Here is an 18955-nt window from a genome sequence, read left to right as displayed (position 1 = left end):
ACTTATTCAGCTGCTTGAGCTGCTTTTGGTACATTAAGCTCTGCTTGTTGCTTAAGCGATTCAATGAATACCGTATAGTTTTTCTGCGCTTGCGCCATAGTAATGTTTTGCTTCATTTGTGGCTCAATGTTGTCACTCACTGGTGCATCATTTACCGCTTTAAGCGCAACAATCGCTGCATCGCCATTATTTAAGTTAACCATATCATATACAGCCGCATCACTAGGATGTGCCATTTTGAATACTTGGGTAACAATAGCAGGTGAAACAGCAAAGCTTTCACGAGTTAGTTGCGACTCTTGACGAACGTTTAGTGATTGCTCAGCAGCCACATCGTTTAAGCTCTTGCCTTCTTTTACTTGTGCAAATAACGTGCGTGCTTTTTCTTTTGCAAGGTCTGATGCCTTTTCATTCATTAAGCGTGTTTTAATTTGCTCACTTACCTCGCTTAATGCTTTCGTTGCCGCAGGTTGGTGCTCATTTACACGCACCACAATCACGTGCTCATTACCAAGCTCAATTACTTCTGAATTGACTTTATCTTCTAGTAGTTCAACTGATGATAAGGCAGTCACAACCGCTGGGTTATTAAGCGGCTCAGGAAGCGCGCTAAGCGCTAGTAAAGAAGTAGATTGTACTTCTACACCCGCCACTTCAGCAGCATCGTCTAAGCGATCAGAAATCTCAAAGGCTAATGCCCCCATTTCAGTTTGCTTCTCGTAAAACGCATCTACTTTTTCAGCTTGCTCAAGTTCAGCACGTAAGTCAGCTTTAACCTCATCGAACGGTTTAACTTGTTGAGTTTGTAGATCAGTTAATTTGATGATGTGATAACCAAACTCAGAGGCAACAACGTCAGAGTAATCACCTTTGTTTTGCAATGCGAACGCTGCATCTTCAAAAGCTGGTTCCATAACATCACGTTCAATCCACTCTAAATCGCCACCCATTTCTGCACTAACAATGTCATCTGACGATGTCTCTGCTAGCTCAGCAAAATCAGCACCAGCGTTAAGCTGGGCAAGTAACGACTCAGCTTTCGCTTTAGCCGCATCATCATCTTCGCTATTGTCGATTAGAATATGCGATACACGACGCTTTTCTGGTTCAACATATTGCGCTTTACTCTGCTCGTAATATGCTTTTACATCGTCTTCGCTTACCGATGCAACATCAATATCATCTGCATTTAGTTCGATGTAATTAACTGAAATTAATTCAGGTGATAAAAATTGACCTGCGTTTAATTCATAGTAATCCGCAACTTCTTGCTCTGTAACTTCAACATCAGCTTGCATTGCTTGTTTATCAATTACTAAATAATCAATGCTTCGTGTTTGCTGTTGCAACGCAATGGCTGATTTAAGCTCATTTGGCAGCGCAAAATCAGTACCCGCAACAGCAGATACTAACTGGCTACGCGTCATATCATCACGCAGGTATTCACGAAATGCGTCAGGTTGAAAATTCATTTGACGAATAACTTGTAAATAACGGTCGTTATTAAACTTGTCGCCAATTTTAAAATAAGGTAGCTCTAAAATTGTTTTACGAACGCTTTCATCACTTACGCGCAAACCAAGCTCGGCAGCTAACTGACTTTGTAATTCTTGTTGTACTAAACGGTCAATCACACCTTGACGGATTTGAGCCATGTAAGTTGGATCAGCTGCTATTTGGGTAAAGTACTCACCAAATTGTTGTTCTAAGCGGCTACGTTCATTTTGAAACGCACGGCTAAATTCTGTTTGGCTAATTTTAATTCCATTTACTTCAGCAACGGGTTGTTCTGTGGTTTGACCTAAGTAACTACCGATCCCAGCTAAGGCAAAAGATAAAATCACCGCGCCTAAAATGACTTTGGCTACCGGCCCTTGCGAACCTTCTCTGATTTTCTCAAGCATTTGTTTATCTCTTTTCTGAGCAAGGTATTTTCTACCTTGTCATATGTAAAAAAAGCGTATCTTACCAGATACGCTTTTTCACTTGAAGTAACTGGCGGTGAAGTAACTTAATTTATCGATTGCAATAATTAAGCGTATCTTTACTCGCCATAACTAAATTGTTTACACAATGATTAGTTTACTGCGTCTTTAAGCGCTTTACCGGCTTTGAAAGCTGGGATGTTAGCTGCAGCAATTTGAATCGTTTCACCTGTTTGTGGGTTACGACCTGCACGAGCAGCACGCTCACGTACAGAGAAAGTACCAAAACCAACAAGTGCAACTGAGTCGCCATCTTTTAGCGCGCCAGATACAGATTCGATGAATGAATCTAGTGCACGACCTGCAGCCGCTTTAGAAATGTCAGCATCAGCTGCGATTTGATCGATTAATTGAGATTTATTCACAATATCATCCTCTTTCATTGTTGTTATCAAGAGCGATTGTTTTTTAAACTAACATCACTGTTTTGAAATTTTTGAGCAATTTTTTTAAAGCTCATATGATTATATTTTTCTTAAGCCTAGGCCCTGCAAGGGCTAGGCTTGAAAACCAGTGCTTAACTTATCATACCGTTTAGATTTGAAAAGCCCCTAAAAGCACTTTTTTTGGCTTTTTTACTGCTTTTTTGGTGTTTCGACTGAAAAACTATCAACTGGATGCACTAAAGCAAGCTTTAATACTTCGTCAATCCACGTAACTGGGTGAATCTCAAGACCCGCCAATACGTTATCAGGTATCTCTTTTAAGTCACGTTCGTTAATTTTAGGGATCACCACCGTTTTAATACCACCACGGTGAGCCGCTAATAATTTCTCTTTTAAACCACCAATAGGCAGTACTTCACCACGCAGGGTAATCTCACCCGTCATGGCCACATCAGAGCGCACTGGATTACCTGTTAGGCTTGAAACCAAACAAGTAACCATTGCGATACCCGCACTTGGACCATCTTTAGGAGTTGCGCCCTCAGGTACATGCACGTGAATATCACGTTTTTCATAAAAGTCGCTATTAATACGTAGCTCATCAGCACGATTACGCACAACAGTCATTGCCGCTTGAATCGACTCTTGCATTACATCGCCTAACGAGCCGGTGTAAGTCAATTTGCCTTTACCTGGTACTGCAGCACATTCAATCGTTAGTAAGTCTCCGCCTACTTCTGTCCATGCTAGGCCAGTTACTTGGCCTATACGGTCGCCATCTTCTGCTTTACCGTAATCAAAACGTTGCACACCTAAGTACTCTTCAAGGTTATCTGCATCGATAGTGACCGTTTTGGTGTCTTTTTCCATTAAGATATTTTTAACCGCTTTACGGCATAATTTAGACACTTCACGCTCTAAGTTACGAACGCCCGCTTCACGCGTGTAATATCGAATAATACCGATAATGGCACTGTCAGCAATTTCAACTTCTTTCTCTTTTAAGCCATTACGCTTAACTTGCTTTGGAATTAAATGTTCTTTAGCTATATTTAATTTTTCGTCTTCGGTATAACCGGCTAAACGAATAACTTCCATACGGTCCAATAAAGGCCCAGGAATATTAAAGCTATTAGAGGTAGCAACAAACATTACATCAGATAAGTCGTAATCGACTTCTAAGTAATGATCAGCAAAATGGCTGTTTTGCTCAGGATCAAGTACTTCAAGTAAAGCTGATGCAGGGTCTCCACGCATATCCGCTGACATTTTATCAATTTCATCTAACAAGAATAACGGGTTTTTAACGCCCACTTTAGTCATGTTTTGAATCAATTTACCAGGCATAGAGCCAATATAAGTACGACGGTGACCACGTATTTCAGCTTCATCACGTACGCCACCCAGTGCCATACGAATGTACTTACGGCCAGTTGAACGCGCAATAGATTGCCCAAGAGAGGTTTTACCTACCCCTGGCGGCCCAACTAAACACAAGATAGGCCCTTTAAGCTTATTAGTACGCTGCTGTACCGCGAGGTATTCAATAATACGCTCTTTAACTTTATCAAGTCCGTAGTGATCGCTATCTAGTATTTTTTGCGCGCCTGCTAAATCTTTTTTCACTTTAGAGCGTTTTTTCCACGGTACGTTGATTAGCGTATCTATGTATGAGCGAACAACACTGGCTTCTGCCGACATCGGCGACATCATTTTAAGTTTGTTGAACTCTGCCGTCGCTTTTTCTTTCGCTTCGTTAGGCATACCTGACTCTTCGATGCGTTTTTTTAGCGCTTCGAATTCATCTGGCACATCGTCAATTTCGCCAAGCTCTTTTTGAATCGCTTTCATTTGCTCATTGAGGTAATACTCACGCTGCGATTTTTCCATCTGCTTTTTAACGCGGGTACGAATTTTTTTCTCAACTTGCAATAGGTCTATTTCACCTTCCATCAACGCCATTAAGTACTCTAAGCGCTCCGTAACGCTTGATATTTCAAGTACTTTTTGTTTTTCAGGCACTTTTAATGGCATATGCGCAGCCATGGTATCAGCAAGACGCGCTGGCTCATCAATACCAGAGACCGAAGTCATTACTTCAGGTGGGATTTTTTTATTTAATTTTACGTAGCCTTCAAACTGGCTTAATGCACTGCGAATAAAAATATCTTGTTCTTGTTCATTCACTGAATCAGATTCAATAAACTGAGCATTGGCAACAAAGAAGTCTTCGTTATCAACAAACTCTTCGATATTTGCACGCTGTGTGCCTTCAACTAATACTTTTACTGTACCATCGGGTAGCTTTAATAATTGAAGTACAGTCGCAATAGTCCCTACACGATAAATATCGTCTTTCTCAGGCTCGTCTACAGTTGCATCTTTTTGTGCAACTAAGAAAATTTGTTTGTCTTTATCCATTGCCGCTTCAAGGCATTTTATTGATTTTTCACGGCCTACAAAAAGCGGGATCACCATGTGTGGATACACCACTACATCGCGCAGTGCTAGCACAGGGATTTCGACTCGATCGTTTCTCTCAAGCGTCATTGTATTTTCTCTTTGCACTTCATTTATTTAAAGATTACTCAAGTATATGGGGATAACCTAATTAAAGTTCAACAATTTTTGCCAACTCGATTAAATTAATTATAAAAAAAGGAGCCATTGGCTCCTTTTTTTTACAACTTGCTCAGAATTTAATCTGCCGCGGCTTGTTCTTGATTACTGCTGTCATAAATCAAGATTGGGGCAGACTCACCTTTAATAACGGTTTCATCAACAACCACTTTACTTACGTTATCAATTGAAGGCAGCTCATACATAGTATCAAGCAATACACCTTCTACGATTGAACGCAGGCCTCGTGCACCGGTTTTACGTTCCATTGCTTTGTGAGCAATAGCACGTAGTGCATCATCACGAAATTCAAGCTCAACGTCTTCCATCCCAAACAATACTGAAAACTGCTTAGTAATAGCGTTTTTAGGCTCACTTAAAATTTGTACCAGTGCAGCTTCATCAAGTTCAGTCAAGGTAGCAACAACAGGTAAACGGCCAATAAACTCTGGAATTAAACCATATTTTACTAAATCTTCTGGCTCAACATCTTTAAATGTTTCACTTAAAGAGCGGCTCGCTGCCGACTCTTTAACGTTAACGCCAAAACCAATGCCAGTATTTTTGTGGCTACGCTGTTCAATAACTTTATCAAGACCAGCAAATGCACCACCACAAATAAACAGAATTTTAGAAGTGTCTACTTGCAGGAACTCTTGCTGTGGATGTTTACGTCCACCTTGTGGCGGAACAGAAGCAACGGTACCTTCAATCAATTTCAGTAAGGCTTGTTGTACACCTTCACCTGATACATCACGGGTGATTGATGGGTTATCTGATTTACGTGAAATTTTGTCAATTTCATCAATGTAAACAATACCACGTTGTGCTTTTTCTACGTCGTAGTCACATTTTTGTAAAAGCTTTTGAATGATGTTTTCAACATCTTCACCCACATAACCGGCTTCGGTTAACGTGGTGGCGTCGGCCATTGTAAACGGCACATCTAGCAAACGTGCTAACGTTTCAGCTAGTAGTGTTTTACCACTCCCCGTTGGACCAATTAATAAAATATTACTTTTACCTAGTTCAACGTCTTGTTTAGTTGATTGGTTGCGTAAACGCTTGTAGTGATTGTAAACCGCTACAGACAACACTTTTTTCGCATGCTCTTGGCCAATTACGTAGTCGTCTAAGTGGTTACGAATTTCTTTTGGCACAGGTAATTTGTCAGCGGCATCATGCTTAGGCGCGATGTCTTTAATTTCTTCCCTGATAATATCATTACACAGCTCTACACATTCATCACAAACGTATACTGAAGGTCCTGCAATTAATTTTCGAACTTCATGCTGGCTTTTGCCGCAAAAAGAGCAGTATAACAATTTATTACTTTTGTCGCCGTCTGTAGGAGTGTCAGACATTCAGCTACCTCATTTTATTACGTTGGCCACCAAAGTCTTGGTGGCTATTTTAATACGCTTTAACTATACCAAAATTTAGGCTTTTTCGCATAGTAACTCTCATTAGCAAGCATTACTGCTTGCAGGCATACTTACTTGCTACCGCGATTAGTAAATACTGAGTCAACAATACCGTAATCTACAGCTTGGCTTGCACTCATAAAGTTATCACGGTCTGTATCACGTGAAACAACATCAAGCGGTTGGCCAGTATGCTCAGCCATTAAGCGATTTAATTTGTCTTTAATAGACAGGATTTCTTTCGCGTGTATTTCAAAATCAGATGCTTGACCTTGGAATCCACCTAATGGTTGGTGAATCATTACACGTGAATTAGGTAAACAAAAACGTTTACCCTTAGCACCACCAGATAGTAAAAACGCACCCATGCTAGCCGCTTGGCCCACACAAATAGTACTTACATCAGGTTTGATGAAATTCATTGTATCGTAAATAGCCATTCCCGCAGTGACCGAGCCACCCGGTGAATTGATATATAAGAAGATATCTTTATCTGGGTTCTCTGATTCTAAGAAAAGCATTTGCGCTAAAATCAGATTTGCCATGTTGTCTTCAACTTGGCCCGTTAAAAAGATAATACGCTCTTTTAATAGTCTCGAATAAATATCAAACGAGCGCTCGCCTTTAGCTGTTTGCTCAACAACCATTGGTACTAATGCGTTTAGGGGATCTGTCATACCAGTGTTCATACTTATTTAATTCCTTATGCGCTTATACTTATTCTAAGAAAAGCATAATGATCATTTTTAGCTAATTAAGAACCACAAACTAAAATGGCCCGGGCACACTGCATAAACAGAGTAACACGAGCCATTTAATCGTTAGCGAGCGCTTAAGTCAATGACTTATTATGCACCTTGCTGTGGATTCATGATGTCATCAAATGCTTTTTCAACATCAGTCACAGTTGCTTTAGCTAAAATAGCTTCAACAGCTTGCTCTTCCATTGCTACATTACGCATTTGTTGCATTAGTTGATCATTTGCTTTGTAGTATTCTACTACTTCAGTTGGATCTTCGTATGCAGATGCTACAGTAGCGATAAGTGCTTCAACTTTAGCGTCATCAACTTTGATGTCGTTTGCTTTGATCACTTCGCCTAATAATAGGCCAGTTTTAACTCGTGTAACTGCTTGCTCATGGAACAATTCAGCTGGAAGCTCAGGCATATTTTGACCGTTACCACCAAAACGTTGAGCAGCTTGCTCACGTAAAGCGTCAACTTCTTGGTCGATTAATGCTTTAGGCACTTCAACTTCGTTTTGCTCTAAAAGACCTTTGATTGCTTGGTCTTTTACGTTAGCTTTAACCGCTTGGTCTAGCTCACGTGTCATGTTCTTTTTAACTTCTTCTTTAAGCGCGTCTACGCCGCCTTCGGCAACACCGAATTTAGTTGCAAACTCATCGCTTAATTCAGGTAATTCTTGCGCTTCAACTTTTTTCACTGTGATAGTGAATTGAGCCGCTTTACCTTTTAAGTTTTCAGCGTGGTAATCTTCAGGGAAGTTTACGTCAGCAACAACTTCTTCGCCTGCTTTTTTGCCTACGATGTTGTCTTCAAAACCTGGGATCATACGACCTTGGCCAAGTTCTAATGGGAAATCTTCAGCTTTGCCGCCTTCGAATTCTTCACCGTCGATAGTACCAACGAAATCAACCGTTACACGGTCGTTTGCGCCAGCAGCTGCATCAACGTCAGCCCAAGAAGCGTGTTGCTTACGAAGTGTCTCTAGCATGTTTGCTAAATCTTCGTCAGTTACTTCTACCGCTGGTTTTTCAACAGCAATTTTATCTAAACCTTGAACTTCAACTTCAGGGTAAACTTCAAATGTTGCTGAGAACTCTAAATCTTTACCTGCTTCAAGTGCTTTTGGAGCAAATGTAGGTGCGCCAGCAGGGTTAATTTTTTCAGCAACAATTGCTTCAATGTAATTACGTTGCATTACTTCGCCAGCAACTTCTTGACGAACAGCTGGTCCGAAACGCTTGTTGATTACTGATACTGGAACTTTACCAGCACGGAAACCGTCGATACGCTGCGTTTTTGACAGTTGTTGTAAGCGTTTTTTTACTTCGGTCTCAACGTTCTCTGCAGGAACGGTGATGGTCAGACGGCGCTCAAGGCCTTGAGTCGTCTCAACAGAAACTTGCATGATTTACCTCAATATTCAATTTTGGCGACTTTTCGCCTTCATTACAAACAAAGTAATCTATAGGCGTCTTGATAAAATTCAAGCCTTAGAGCTTAAAAAAATCCGTCGCTACCAGGAGATACCATTGCTGCTCTGCCCTAAGGGCACTATATTTTTAAACAAATAGACGCGGCATTATAACCTAATATTCATGATAGTCGAGTGTGGGGGGCAATTATTTGGGGTAGTTAAAGGCAGATAACGACTAAGCGAATAAAAAACAGGCTAATTAAACTGTATAGAATGAATAGGAGCAAAAAATAGAGTTATTTTAAATAAAATAGAGATTTAGAATATGGAGCTAAAGGGGAAATGGTCGGCGATGCAGGATTTGAACCTGCGACCCCTTGGACCCAAACCAAGTGCGCTACCAAACTGCGCTAATCGCCGATATAAATATTTTCTCGAATACTTAAACTTAGGATTTAAGACCACTTATAAGAAAGTGGTCGGCGATGCAGGATTTGAACCTGCGACCCCTTGGACCCAAACCAAGTGCGCTACCAAACTGCGCTAATCGCCGATATTCTTTTTTTGTAAATTGGGGTGACTGATGGGGCTCGAACCCACGACAACCGGAATCACAATCCGGGGCTCTACCAACTGAGCTACAATCACCACGGCATTACAGTGTTTTCAAAATGGCGCACCCAGAAGGATTCGAACCTTCGACCGACGCCTTAGAAGGGCGTTGCTCTATCCAGCTGAGCTATGGGCGCATCGAAAACTTCATAGTTCACTAGTAAGTTAGATTGTTATGAGTAAACATAAAAATGGTCGGCGATGCAGGATTTGAACCTGCGACCCCTTGGACCCAAACCAAGTGCGCTACCAAACTGCGCTAATCGCCGATACTTACTATTGTCTGCGAGTGACCTCGTTGACAACGGGGTGCATAATAGTGATTTGACCGGGTTAGGTCAAACGTTTTTTTAAGAAAACAAATCAATTGCTCATTTTTAGTTCATAATGGTCAAATATTACGATACAGGGATAAAATTTAAACTCTTTTTTATAATTCGGGGGGTTATAATTTAAAAGCAACTTGGCGCTCAACCGCTTTTCTGCGAAAATAGTCGCCATATTAAAAAATGAGTAAGGTGAAGGTCTTTTTCTTTATCGGCATTTTAACCCCTATATATGCATTCGTTTTTTAAATGTATCGGTATCAAGTTAATTAACCTAATTAAAGGTCACCCATGACGGCAAACATCATTGATGGTAAAGCAGTAGCAAAACAAGTACGTAGCGCAGTGGCTGAACGAGTTTCAGAACGTGTTGCACAAAACCTTAGAGCCCCAGGATTAGCTGTGGTGCTTGTTGGACAAGACCCAGCAAGCCAAGTTTACGTTGGTTCAAAGCGTAAAGCCTGTGAAGAAGTGGGTTTTATTTCTAAATCATTTGATTTACCCGCAGACACAACAGAGCAAGCGCTATTAGCATTAATTGATGAATTGAATGTTGATGGCGAAGTTGACGGTATTTTAGTACAACTTCCTTTACCTGCAGGCCTAGATGCAGAAAAAATTCTTGAGCGTATTACCCCGCATAAAGATGTTGATGGCTTTCATCCTTATAACATTGGTCGTTTGGCGCAGCGAATGCCTGCCCTTCGCCCATGTACGCCAAAGGGTATTATCACCTTATTAGATTCAACGGGTGTGCGTTACAAAGGCATGCACGCAGTGGTTGTGGGCGCCTCTAATATTGTGGGCCGCCCTATGTCACTTGAATTATTGTTAGCTGGCTGTACGACTACTGTTTGCCATAAGTTCACGCAAGATTTAGAAACCCATGTTCGCCGTGCTGACTTACTGGTTGTTGCTGTAGGCAAACCAGAGTTTATTCCTGGTGATTGGATAAAAGAAGGCGCAATTGTTATTGATGTGGGTATTAACCGTTTAGACAACGGTAAATTAGTGGGTGACGTTGAGTACGCCGTTGCAGAACAAAAAGCTGACTTTATTACTCCTGTACCAGGCGGTGTAGGCCCGATGACAGTTGCCAGCTTAATTGAAAATACATTAGAAGCGTGTGAGAAATATCACAGCTAATAAACAAAAATAAAGCAATGAAGAGCCCGCTTAATTGCGGGCTTTTTGTATCATCATTCTTCGTTTTATTAAGTCCAAGCCTTGTGGCAAAACCGAAAACACAATCATCAATAACATAATTGCATATTGCCAACTTGCATACTGCTCGTTAATTAATATTCCTGCACATAAAATACCGGCAATTGGGTTGGCTATAGTGCCAAAAGTAAATTCAACTACTGACATTCGCCCTAATAACCAAACATATAGGATGTAAGCCAAAGCAGTATTAGGGACCACCAGCCAAAATAACGCCAGCCATTGCGTGGTATTTATTGATGCAGTTAAAAATTGATACTGCTGAGGGGCAAAATAAAAAGCTTGAACCATAGCCGCAATTGCTAGCAAACTGCCACCAATGATTAGCTGCCACGTGAGTACCGTCCACCAGTGTACTTTAGCCGTTACTTTTTTTACCAGCGTACTGCCTATAACAATAGTTAATAGCGCCCCTATCAGCGCCAAAACCCCCAAAACATTAAGTGCTACATGTTGTGGATCAAATAAGCGCCATGCTAAAACCACCAAAGCAAGCGCACAAAAACCTTGCACCAGCGCTGGCTGTTGTCGCTTTACAAGCCATGCATATAATAATGCAACCACAGGGACGGATACCATTCCCACGCCTGCGATAGCTGCTGGTAGGTTAATTGCCATTACAAAAATAAAGCTAAAAAATAACGCAATATTAATTGTGCCGATCAGAAAAATGCCTGGCCATTGTTTAGCCGTTGGCCAAGAAGGTTTAAACAACAACAACAATAAACCGGCAGGAAGTGCGCGTATGGCACCTAATAAGATTGGTGGCCACTCTGGGGTTGCGTACTTAGTCACTGCATAAGTCGTGCCCCATAAAAAAGCAGGGATCATGGCAAGTAAAATATTCATTAATTTTCCATTTTTAAATTGATGAATGCGAGTTTAAAACCTCAACTATGATTGAGGTCAACAGCGTCAATTTTATTAAAAACATAATCAATTTAATGCAATTGATATAACCAAAAAAGGGTTACCCTATGGTAACCCTTTTTTTGTGATCAGCGCGTTATGGCTAAATCTGCCAAGGTCGACAAACCCTATGCTTTACGCCACGTTGTTTTTCCCGCTGAATCTTCAAGTATTACACCCAGTGCATTTAAAGCATCGCGAGCTTCATCTGCTGCAGCCCAATTTTTACTGGCACGTGCGTCATTACGTTTGACTATCAGTGCCTCAATTTCAGCCACTTCATCGTCGTTTTGACCGCCTTGTAAAAATGCCTCTGGTGCTTGCTGAGCAATACCAAGTATTTCACCTAAGCTGCGTAGAACAAAGGCTAAATGTCCTGCTTTTTCGCTATCACTTTCTTTTACTCGGTTTAGCTCTTTAGCAACTTCAAATACAACCGGTAATGCTTCTGGCGAATTAAAGTCATCATTCATAGCTTTTCTAAACTTAGCTACATACTCATTACCCTCAAGCTCACATTCAACTGGCTCAACACCACGTAATGCCGTGTAAATACGCTCAAGTGATGAACGTGCTTGGTCTAAGTTTTCTTGCGAGTAATTAAGTTGACTGCGGTAATGGCCAGAAATTAAAAAGTAGCGAACCGACTCAGCATCGTATTGCTTTAATACTTCACGAACGGTAAAAAAGTTATCTAATGATTTAGACATCTTTTCTTTGTTCACTTGAACCATACCGGTGTGGATCCAAGTATTAACGTATTGGCCGTTGTTAGCACAGCATGATTGCGCAATTTCGTTTTCGTGGTGCGGAAACTGTAGGTCTGAACCACCACCATGAATATCAAAGTGCTCACCTAGGTGCTTTGAACTCATTGCTGAACATTCTATGTGCCAACCAGGGCGCCCCTCTCCCCAAGGTGATGACCACGATGGCTCCCCTGCTTTAGCTTTTTTCCATAAAACAAAATCAAGAGGATCGTCTTTATCTTGTGCTACTTCCACACGTGAGCCCGATTGCAGCATGGTTAAATCTTGCTGTGAAAGTGCCCCGTATTGCTCAAAGGTTGATACATCAAATAAAACGTCGCCATCGGCTGCAACATAAGCATGGCCTTTGGCAATCAAACGCTCAACCATAGCAATAATTTCATCCATGTGACCTGTAACCGTTGGCTCTACATCAGGACGTAGCATATTTAAACTGTCAAAGTCTTCATGCATGGCTTTAGTCATACGCACGGTTAAGTCGTTAATCGCCTCACCGTTTTCATTTGCGCGCTTGATAATTTTATCATCAACATCGGTAATATTACGTACGTACTTTAAGTCGTAACCTAAATGACGAAGATAGCGAACAATCACATCAAAACCCACAAATGTGCGTGCATGGCCAATGTGACAGTAATCATAAATGGTGATACCACACACATACATGTCGATTTTTCCATCGACCATAGGTTTAAATTGTTCTTTTTGGCGTGTCAGTGTGTTGTATATTTGTACCATTTAGTTGCTTTCCTTCACGATTAACAGAAAAGCTATGTTACCACTTGCTAAGCATGGGCTCTAGCGGTTTATAACAAACATAACATCTACTTTGTTAATCTGAGTCAACTACGATAAAATAGCACCAATATTTAAACCAGCTATAGGAAACCTCATGGTTGTTCTACACACAAACTTTGGTGATATCACCATTAAAATGCACGAAAGCGAAGCTCCAAATACAGTAAAAAACTTTTTAGAGTATGCAAACTCAGGTTTTTATAACGGCACTATTTTTCACCGTGTAATTGATGGTTTTATGGTTCAAGGCGGTGGTTTTGCATCGGGCATGGAACAAAAAGAAGTAAACGACCCAATTGAAAATGAAGCTAACAACGGCCTATCTAACAAAGTAGGTACTTTAGCAATGGCGCGTACGCCTGATCCACACTCAGCTACAGCGCAATTTTTCATTAACGTGAATAACAACGACTTTTTAAACCACAGCAGCGAAACGTCGCAAGGTTGGGGTTACTGTGTGTTTGCTGAAGTAGTAGAAGGCATGGACGTAGTAAATAAAATCAAAGGTGTTGCTACAGGTAGCAATGGTTTCCACCAAGATGTACCACTTGAAGATGTGGTAATTGAAAGTGTAACTGTAAGCTAAAATCCCCTTATTCTTCAAAGAATACATAAAGCGGGTATTCACCCGCTTTTATTTAACTGGAACTACCATGACTCGCCAAACCTACTTTATTGCCGATTTACATTTGAGTGAAAATCGCCCTGATATTACAGCGGCATTTTTTAAGTTTTTACACTCCCATATTGTTCCTCAAAAAGTAGACGCCCTATATATTTTAGGTGATTTTTTTGAAGTGTGGGTTGGTGACGATTATGTTAGCGAACTATCAGCAGCAGTTGCCAAACAATTAAAAGCAGTTAGTAACTCGGGTATCCCCATTTATTTTGTACACGGTAATCGCGATTTTATCATGCGTGAAAAATACGCCAATATGGCAGGAATGACTCTACTCGATGAGCAAACAGTGATCGACCTTTACGGCACTCCCACTGTAATTTTACATGGTGATGAAATGTGTACTCAGGATATTGAGTATCAAAAGTTTCGTCAAAAAAGTCGTGGTTGGTGGTGGCCCAAATTAATGCTTGCTATGCCATTATGGTATCGAAAGAAAATAGCCCGTGATGCACGTGAAAAAAGTAAACTTAGTCAAGCAGACAAACCTATAGAAATACTTGATGTAGTGCAAAGCGCTGTATTAGAGACCTTTGCTAAGCATAACGTGGCTAATATGATCCACGGCCATACTCACCGCCCTAATGTACATACCTATGAAGTTAATAACCAAACCCTAACTCGCACTGTGTTAGGCGATTGGTATACTCAAGGTTCATATTTAGTGGTTACCCCCGAGTCACAACAATTAATTTCAACGCCTTTATAACGCTCCTAACAATTAATTGTAATGAGTTTTTGTGGCAAGCTCTGGCAGTAAAATAACAAATTGTGTTTTGTAGTCTTCATTACCGCCTAGATCAGATTGCAACGAAATCTCCCCTTTTAAAACTTGAGTTACCCATTGATAAACCATATATAAACCTAAACCCGTGTTACCTTTACCTCTAGCTGTAGTATAAAAGGGTTCAAATATATCTGCCTTTATCGCAGCGTTAATACCTTTACCATTATCTGACACGCTCAGCCTCACCCTATTATTAGTCGCTTGTTCAACTTTTATTTCAATTACGCCCTCCTGCTTTTCATCAAAAGCGTGATTTAGCGCATTGATCACTAAGTTTTCAACAACCTGAGAAATGATACCCGGCAAACTAACCACTTGTTTATTAAGTGAAAAAATAGTTTTCACTTTTATCGGCGAGCTTTTTAACCTAGAGTTTAATGTCAATAATAACTCTTGAATGATTTTTTCAATATCACATGCAATAAACTCATCATTATGGCGGTCAATCGCCATTTTTTTAAAGCTTTTCACCAACAGCGCTGTTTTATTTAAGTTAACTTTTGCCAGTGCTAAGTTCTCTCCAATGCGTGTAGTTGTGTCTTCTAGGGTTGATTTAGTTAGCCCTTGCTTCATGGCTTCATTTAATTTATTCAATGCCATATCGGCATTAGAAACCGAAATAACGGCTCCTCCAATCGGGGTATTCATCTCATGGGCAACACCAGCAACTAACAACCCGAGTGAAGATAATTTTTGCGCTTCAATTAACCCCTCTTGTAATTTTTGTTGTTGTTTAATCGTTTCGTCAAGCTCTCGATTGACAATGCCCAGCTCTACTTTTTCTATATGCAACTTATGCGACAGAGTTAATAACTGGTTTTGAAACCTATACTCACGATAAATAAAGCCAAAACTTACTAAGCAGAGTACGCTGCTGCATAAAAGAGCTAGCTTTAATGCGACTTTTTGCGCGCTTAATAGAAGTTCATTGGGGCTACTGATAAGAATAATTAACTCTTTATCGGTGTTACTGATCTTTTCTGTGTTTTCACGTAGCGAAAAAATAGAAAAACGTCGATATGTATAAAGGCTATTATTAAAAAAATGCGAACCATACTCGACTTTGCCATCAATAATTTGCTGCCAAAGCCGTTGTTCTTGAATGGCAAGCGTTTGCTCATTCTTACCATACATAAACCCCCACTCTAAGCGAGAATCTTTATTTAACAACCAAAAACCATCATGATTCAAAATGCTGATATGAGTACTTTCTTGGCTATAGCTTTTGATCTGATTAAATAGATAATCTAAGTTAAAATTGACCACCAATAGGCCATCTAAAAAGTAATTTTCTTCGCTTGTACGGTAGGTTACACGGATTGTTGGTTGGTGTGGTTTTATAATTTTGTTGCGTTCTATGTTTAAATCTATTTCTGTAGCAAAAATATCAGGCGCACTAATTTGCATCCCTTTTTGAAAGTAGTAACGGTTTTGCTTATTTTGCAACCCATCGGGCGCTACAATTTTGCCTGCACCATTCACTACATTAATACGGTATTGCTCCTGACCTTGAGTATCAAGCCAGCGGATTTGCGAGATATTATTAGAGATAGCGGCGAAATTTAAAAAATAGTTATTTACCTCATCTCTGATTTGTTCTTGTTGAAAGGGTTTGCCTTGTTTATCACTTTTTAATGCGGGTCCCTGTGCCAGTATAAGCGTGAGCTTTTTAATACTGCTGAGCTCTCTGGAAAAATCACTACTTATAAGTACTAACTTTTCATCTTGTTTGGTTTTTATGGTGTTTATTTTTTCTTGATATACTTGTTCATAAATAAGCCAGCCAACAAATAAAGTAATAAATAAACTAAACAAAGACTTTATCAGCACACTTTTTTTTGAGCCGACCGGCAAGCTGTTAAGGCTATTCATTCGCACTCACTTCAAACTGTTTTAGCCACACTATTAAATCTTTAAAAAATAATGGCTTAGCAAAGTAGTAACCTTGAGCCGTTTCACACCCCTGCTGTTGTAACCACTGGGCCTCAAATTCATTCTCAACGCCTTCAGCAATCACCGAAAAGTCAAATTGCTTTGCCAAAGACAATATCATCTTAATCATGTATTGATTATTGTCATTAAACTCAAGGTCACTAACAAAGTAGCGATCTATTTTTATCGACGTAGACGGTATTTCATTAATGTGAGCCAAAGACGAATACCCTGTACCAAAGTCATCAATACTGACTTTCATACCCAAAGCAATGAACCGCTCAAGCGCTTCTTTAATTAAACTATAGTTGCTTATAGCTTGTGTCTCTGTCACCTCTAGCTCAAGCATAGAAGGCAAAATACTGTATTCTTCAATTTTAGTTTTTATTTGTTCAAAGTAGCTTGGTTCAACTAAATCATAAGAGGATGCATTAAATGCAACGGGTAAGTTGCAGCCTTGCTCTTTAAGTTGATTAATAGTCTCTAGTATTTTCTCAAAAATTACATGGTCTAGTTCATTAATTAATCCGGCTGTTTCAGCTAATTCTATAAATTCGTCGGGGGGAACAAAACTACCATCGGCTCTTTGCCACCTAGCGAGCGCTTCGAAACCAGCTGGTTTCAAGGTTGATAAGCTGATTTTGGGTTGTAATGCCACCTCTAAACTTTTATTACCTATAGCCGTTCTAAGCTCAGCCATCAACTCATAGCGACGAGTAATCTGATCTGTTTTTTCCTCAGTATGCTGAATATACTTTGCTTGGTTTGCCCCCGTATAGTTAAGACTAGACTCTGCTAAGCTAATCACTTTTTCAGGTGTTAAGTTTAAAGCAGCGCTTAACTTCAACTCCAATATACGCACATCAATATATTGCTTCACCTGTTCAATTTCGAACTTTTGCTTATTTTGAAAGTAACTAATTGCATCTGAGATATCAAAGTCAACGCTGACTAGCATGCCAAATGTTTTATTACTAATTAATGCTATGCGCGGTTCATACTTAGCAAAAGAATCAACTATACTTTGATGAACTAGCTTCATTAATTTATTACAAAAGTCATTCCCGAAAGTAAACGCTTTTTCATCAAACTGATAAATATCAAAAATGACTAATCGCGTTTTTAGCCGCTCATGGGCATTCATATTCTTTATTTCACGGGTTAACCAGTTACGGTTTTGCAAGTTAAGTGATACGTCGGTGTAAGCAAGTTCAGTTAAGCGATTCAACAACGAAATATTAGCAAATCCCGTGCTAACATTTTCACTAAATACTTTAAGTAAATATTCATTTTGCTCATTGATAGGGTTATCAGATTTTACAATCGTTATGTAGTCAGTATCCTGACCTTGCAAAGTATGCGTTTCGAAAAAAAACACACTGTGATTTTTTGAGAATATATGACGACGCTCTCTGGTCGCTTGTTTAAAATCTTGCAGCATTTCTGCAGGCAGGTTAGGTTCCACAGGTTGCCCTTTAGTGCCACTAAAGCAACCATGTGTAGAAAGTATTAAACTTTCAGAGCCAGGGTATACATTACTCGAGCAGAAAATACCGCCGCCTTCGGTTATTTTTAAAATATTACTAATTTCTTTAAGTACAGCATAAGAAAAAGAGGCCATGTCATGCTTACCGTTAATACTTCTAGACGCGTCTAGTACCAACTGTAAACCTTGTTTGGCTGACTTGATTTGTGAAATATATTCCCAAGTGCGCATGTTACTATTAACAATTGATTGCAGCTTCTCGGCAGAAATATCTGATTTATTCCAGTATTCATCGATATCAAGTACTTTCATGATATCGCTCTCTGGTGCAAAACCTGGTTGGCCTGTTAACAGCACAATACGCATTTCTGCGTTACCAATAACCTCTCGAATAGTATTTACTAAACGCAGACCTGAGTCATCCTCCTCCATTACTACATCTATAAATATGAGTGCGATGTCTGGGTGCATACTCAGCGCAAGAGCAGCCTCAGGCACAGAATTTGCTGTTAAAAGCTCGTATTTATAACCATCCTTGGCTTTTAATTCTTTTAAGCTATTAACTAACGCGTTCTGATAATCAAGGTCATCCTCAACGGTTAATATTTTCCATGCTTTCAGCTCTGTATCTGCCTGTTCTTCTTCAGCTGCAAATACAAACAATCCCTCTTTATCTTGCATATCTTCTCACCCAATAATAAATAAGGTATGACCTTGTTATTAAAATGAATTACAAAGCAATAAGTTAAATAATTTAAATAGTTATTCTAATATTAGGTGAGGGTATTGGATGTGTCTAATTTAAAAAGAATTTAATTAAAATTAGCTGCTACAACAGTTTGCTGTTTAACTGGTA

General features: G+C 39.9%; 13 protein-coding genes and 5 tRNA genes. 3 read left to right on the top strand and 15 right to left on the bottom strand.

The window, feature by feature from the left end:
• Positions 1 to 2 precede the first annotated feature (2 nt).
• The 11 genes from DK924_RS03290 to DK924_RS03240 form a co-directional block, all read right to left on the bottom strand.
• Positions 3 to 1904: a SurA N-terminal domain-containing protein gene (locus DK924_RS03290; RefSeq protein ID WP_054202402.1), complete on the bottom strand. Its 1902-nt coding sequence runs from the start codon at positions 1902 to 1904 to the stop codon at positions 3 to 5.
• A 173-nt stretch (positions 1905 to 2077) separates the two neighbouring features.
• The gene (locus DK924_RS03285) at positions 2078 to 2377 is read right to left on the bottom strand and encodes an HU family DNA-binding protein (protein WP_256872136.1); all 300 of its coding nucleotides are present in this window, start codon (positions 2375 to 2377) and stop codon (positions 2078 to 2080) included.
• A 183-nt stretch (positions 2378 to 2560) separates the two neighbouring features.
• Entirely contained in the window at positions 2561 to 4921 is a 2361-nt protein-coding gene (gene lon, locus DK924_RS03280) for an endopeptidase La (protein WP_008467545.1), read from the bottom strand.
• 149 nt (positions 4922 to 5070) lie between these two features.
• Complete coding sequence (clpX, locus tag DK924_RS03275; RefSeq protein ID WP_109874327.1) at positions 5071 to 6354, bottom strand: ATP-dependent protease ATP-binding subunit ClpX; 1284 nt, start codon at positions 6352 to 6354, stop codon at positions 5071 to 5073.
• 131 nt (positions 6355 to 6485) lie between these two features.
• Complete coding sequence (clpP, locus tag DK924_RS03270; RefSeq protein ID WP_008111041.1) at positions 6486 to 7103, bottom strand: ATP-dependent Clp endopeptidase proteolytic subunit ClpP; 618 nt, start codon at positions 7101 to 7103, stop codon at positions 6486 to 6488.
• A 159-nt stretch (positions 7104 to 7262) separates the two neighbouring features.
• On the bottom strand, positions 7263 to 8567 hold the full coding sequence (gene tig, locus DK924_RS03265; protein WP_010388062.1) for a trigger factor: 1305 nt from the start codon (positions 8565 to 8567) through the stop codon (positions 7263 to 7265).
• A 352-nt stretch (positions 8568 to 8919) separates the two neighbouring features.
• Positions 8920 to 8996 (bottom strand) — tRNA-Pro (locus DK924_RS03260).
• 56 nt (positions 8997 to 9052) lie between these two features.
• Positions 9053 to 9129: transfer RNA gene (locus tag DK924_RS03255), tRNA-Pro, on the bottom strand.
• 19 nt (positions 9130 to 9148) lie between these two features.
• Positions 9149 to 9224, bottom strand: a tRNA-His gene (locus tag DK924_RS03250).
• A gap of 24 nt (positions 9225 to 9248) precedes the next feature.
• A tRNA-Arg gene (locus DK924_RS03245) sits at positions 9249 to 9325 on the bottom strand.
• 55 nt (positions 9326 to 9380) lie between these two features.
• Positions 9381 to 9457: transfer RNA gene (locus DK924_RS03240), tRNA-Pro, on the bottom strand.
• 348 nt (positions 9458 to 9805) lie between these two features.
• On the opposite strand from DK924_RS03240, the gene folD reads away from it, so the two are divergent.
• A complete protein-coding gene (gene folD / locus DK924_RS03235; RefSeq protein ID WP_008111045.1) occupies positions 9806 to 10660 on the top strand; it encodes a bifunctional methylenetetrahydrofolate dehydrogenase/methenyltetrahydrofolate cyclohydrolase FolD in 855 nt (284 codons plus the stop codon).
• Between the two features lie 30 nt (positions 10661 to 10690).
• Here folD and DK924_RS03230 read toward each other — a convergent pair whose 3' ends face one another.
• Together DK924_RS03230 and cysS are read right to left on the bottom strand one after the other, a co-directional pair.
• A complete protein-coding gene (locus DK924_RS03230; RefSeq protein ID WP_010388061.1) occupies positions 10691 to 11587 on the bottom strand; it encodes a DMT family transporter in 897 nt (298 codons plus the stop codon).
• A 188-nt stretch (positions 11588 to 11775) separates the two neighbouring features.
• Positions 11776 to 13155 (bottom strand): cysteine--tRNA ligase, encoded by a 1380-nt coding sequence (cysS, locus tag DK924_RS03225; RefSeq protein ID WP_008111049.1) that lies wholly within the window; start codon positions 13153 to 13155, stop codon positions 11776 to 11778.
• A 154-nt stretch (positions 13156 to 13309) separates the two neighbouring features.
• Between cysS and DK924_RS03220 the strand changes: the two genes are divergently transcribed.
• Both DK924_RS03220 and DK924_RS03215 read left to right on the top strand, forming a co-directional pair.
• Positions 13310 to 13801, top strand: coding sequence for a peptidylprolyl isomerase (locus DK924_RS03220; RefSeq protein ID WP_008111051.1), 492 nt, complete (start codon positions 13310 to 13312; stop codon positions 13799 to 13801).
• A 67-nt stretch (positions 13802 to 13868) separates the two neighbouring features.
• Positions 13869 to 14603 carry a UDP-2,3-diacylglucosamine diphosphatase gene (locus DK924_RS03215; protein WP_109874326.1) on the top strand — a complete coding sequence of 245 codons (735 nt, stop codon included), beginning with the start codon at positions 13869 to 13871 and terminating at the stop codon, positions 14601 to 14603.
• Between the two features lie 12 nt (positions 14604 to 14615).
• Here DK924_RS03215 and DK924_RS03210 read toward each other — a convergent pair whose 3' ends face one another.
• Both DK924_RS03210 and DK924_RS03205 read right to left on the bottom strand, forming a co-directional pair.
• Entirely contained in the window at positions 14616 to 16553 is a 1938-nt protein-coding gene (locus DK924_RS03210; RefSeq protein ID WP_109874325.1) for a sensor histidine kinase, read from the bottom strand.
• Entirely contained in the window at positions 16546 to 18780 is a 2235-nt protein-coding gene (locus tag DK924_RS03205; RefSeq protein ID WP_109874324.1) for an EAL domain-containing protein, read from the bottom strand. The genes DK924_RS03210 and DK924_RS03205 overlap by 8 nt, the downstream gene beginning before the upstream one ends.
• Between the last annotated feature and the right edge of the window lie 175 nt (positions 18781 to 18955).

The sequence above is a fragment of the Pseudoalteromonas sp. meg-B1 genome (assembly GCF_003173795.1).
GTDB classification, from domain to species: Bacteria; Pseudomonadota; Gammaproteobacteria; order Enterobacterales; family Alteromonadaceae; genus Pseudoalteromonas; species Pseudoalteromonas undina.
Note: the sequence above shows the minus strand (reverse complement) of the source record. Positions and strands in the feature narration are given on the sequence as shown.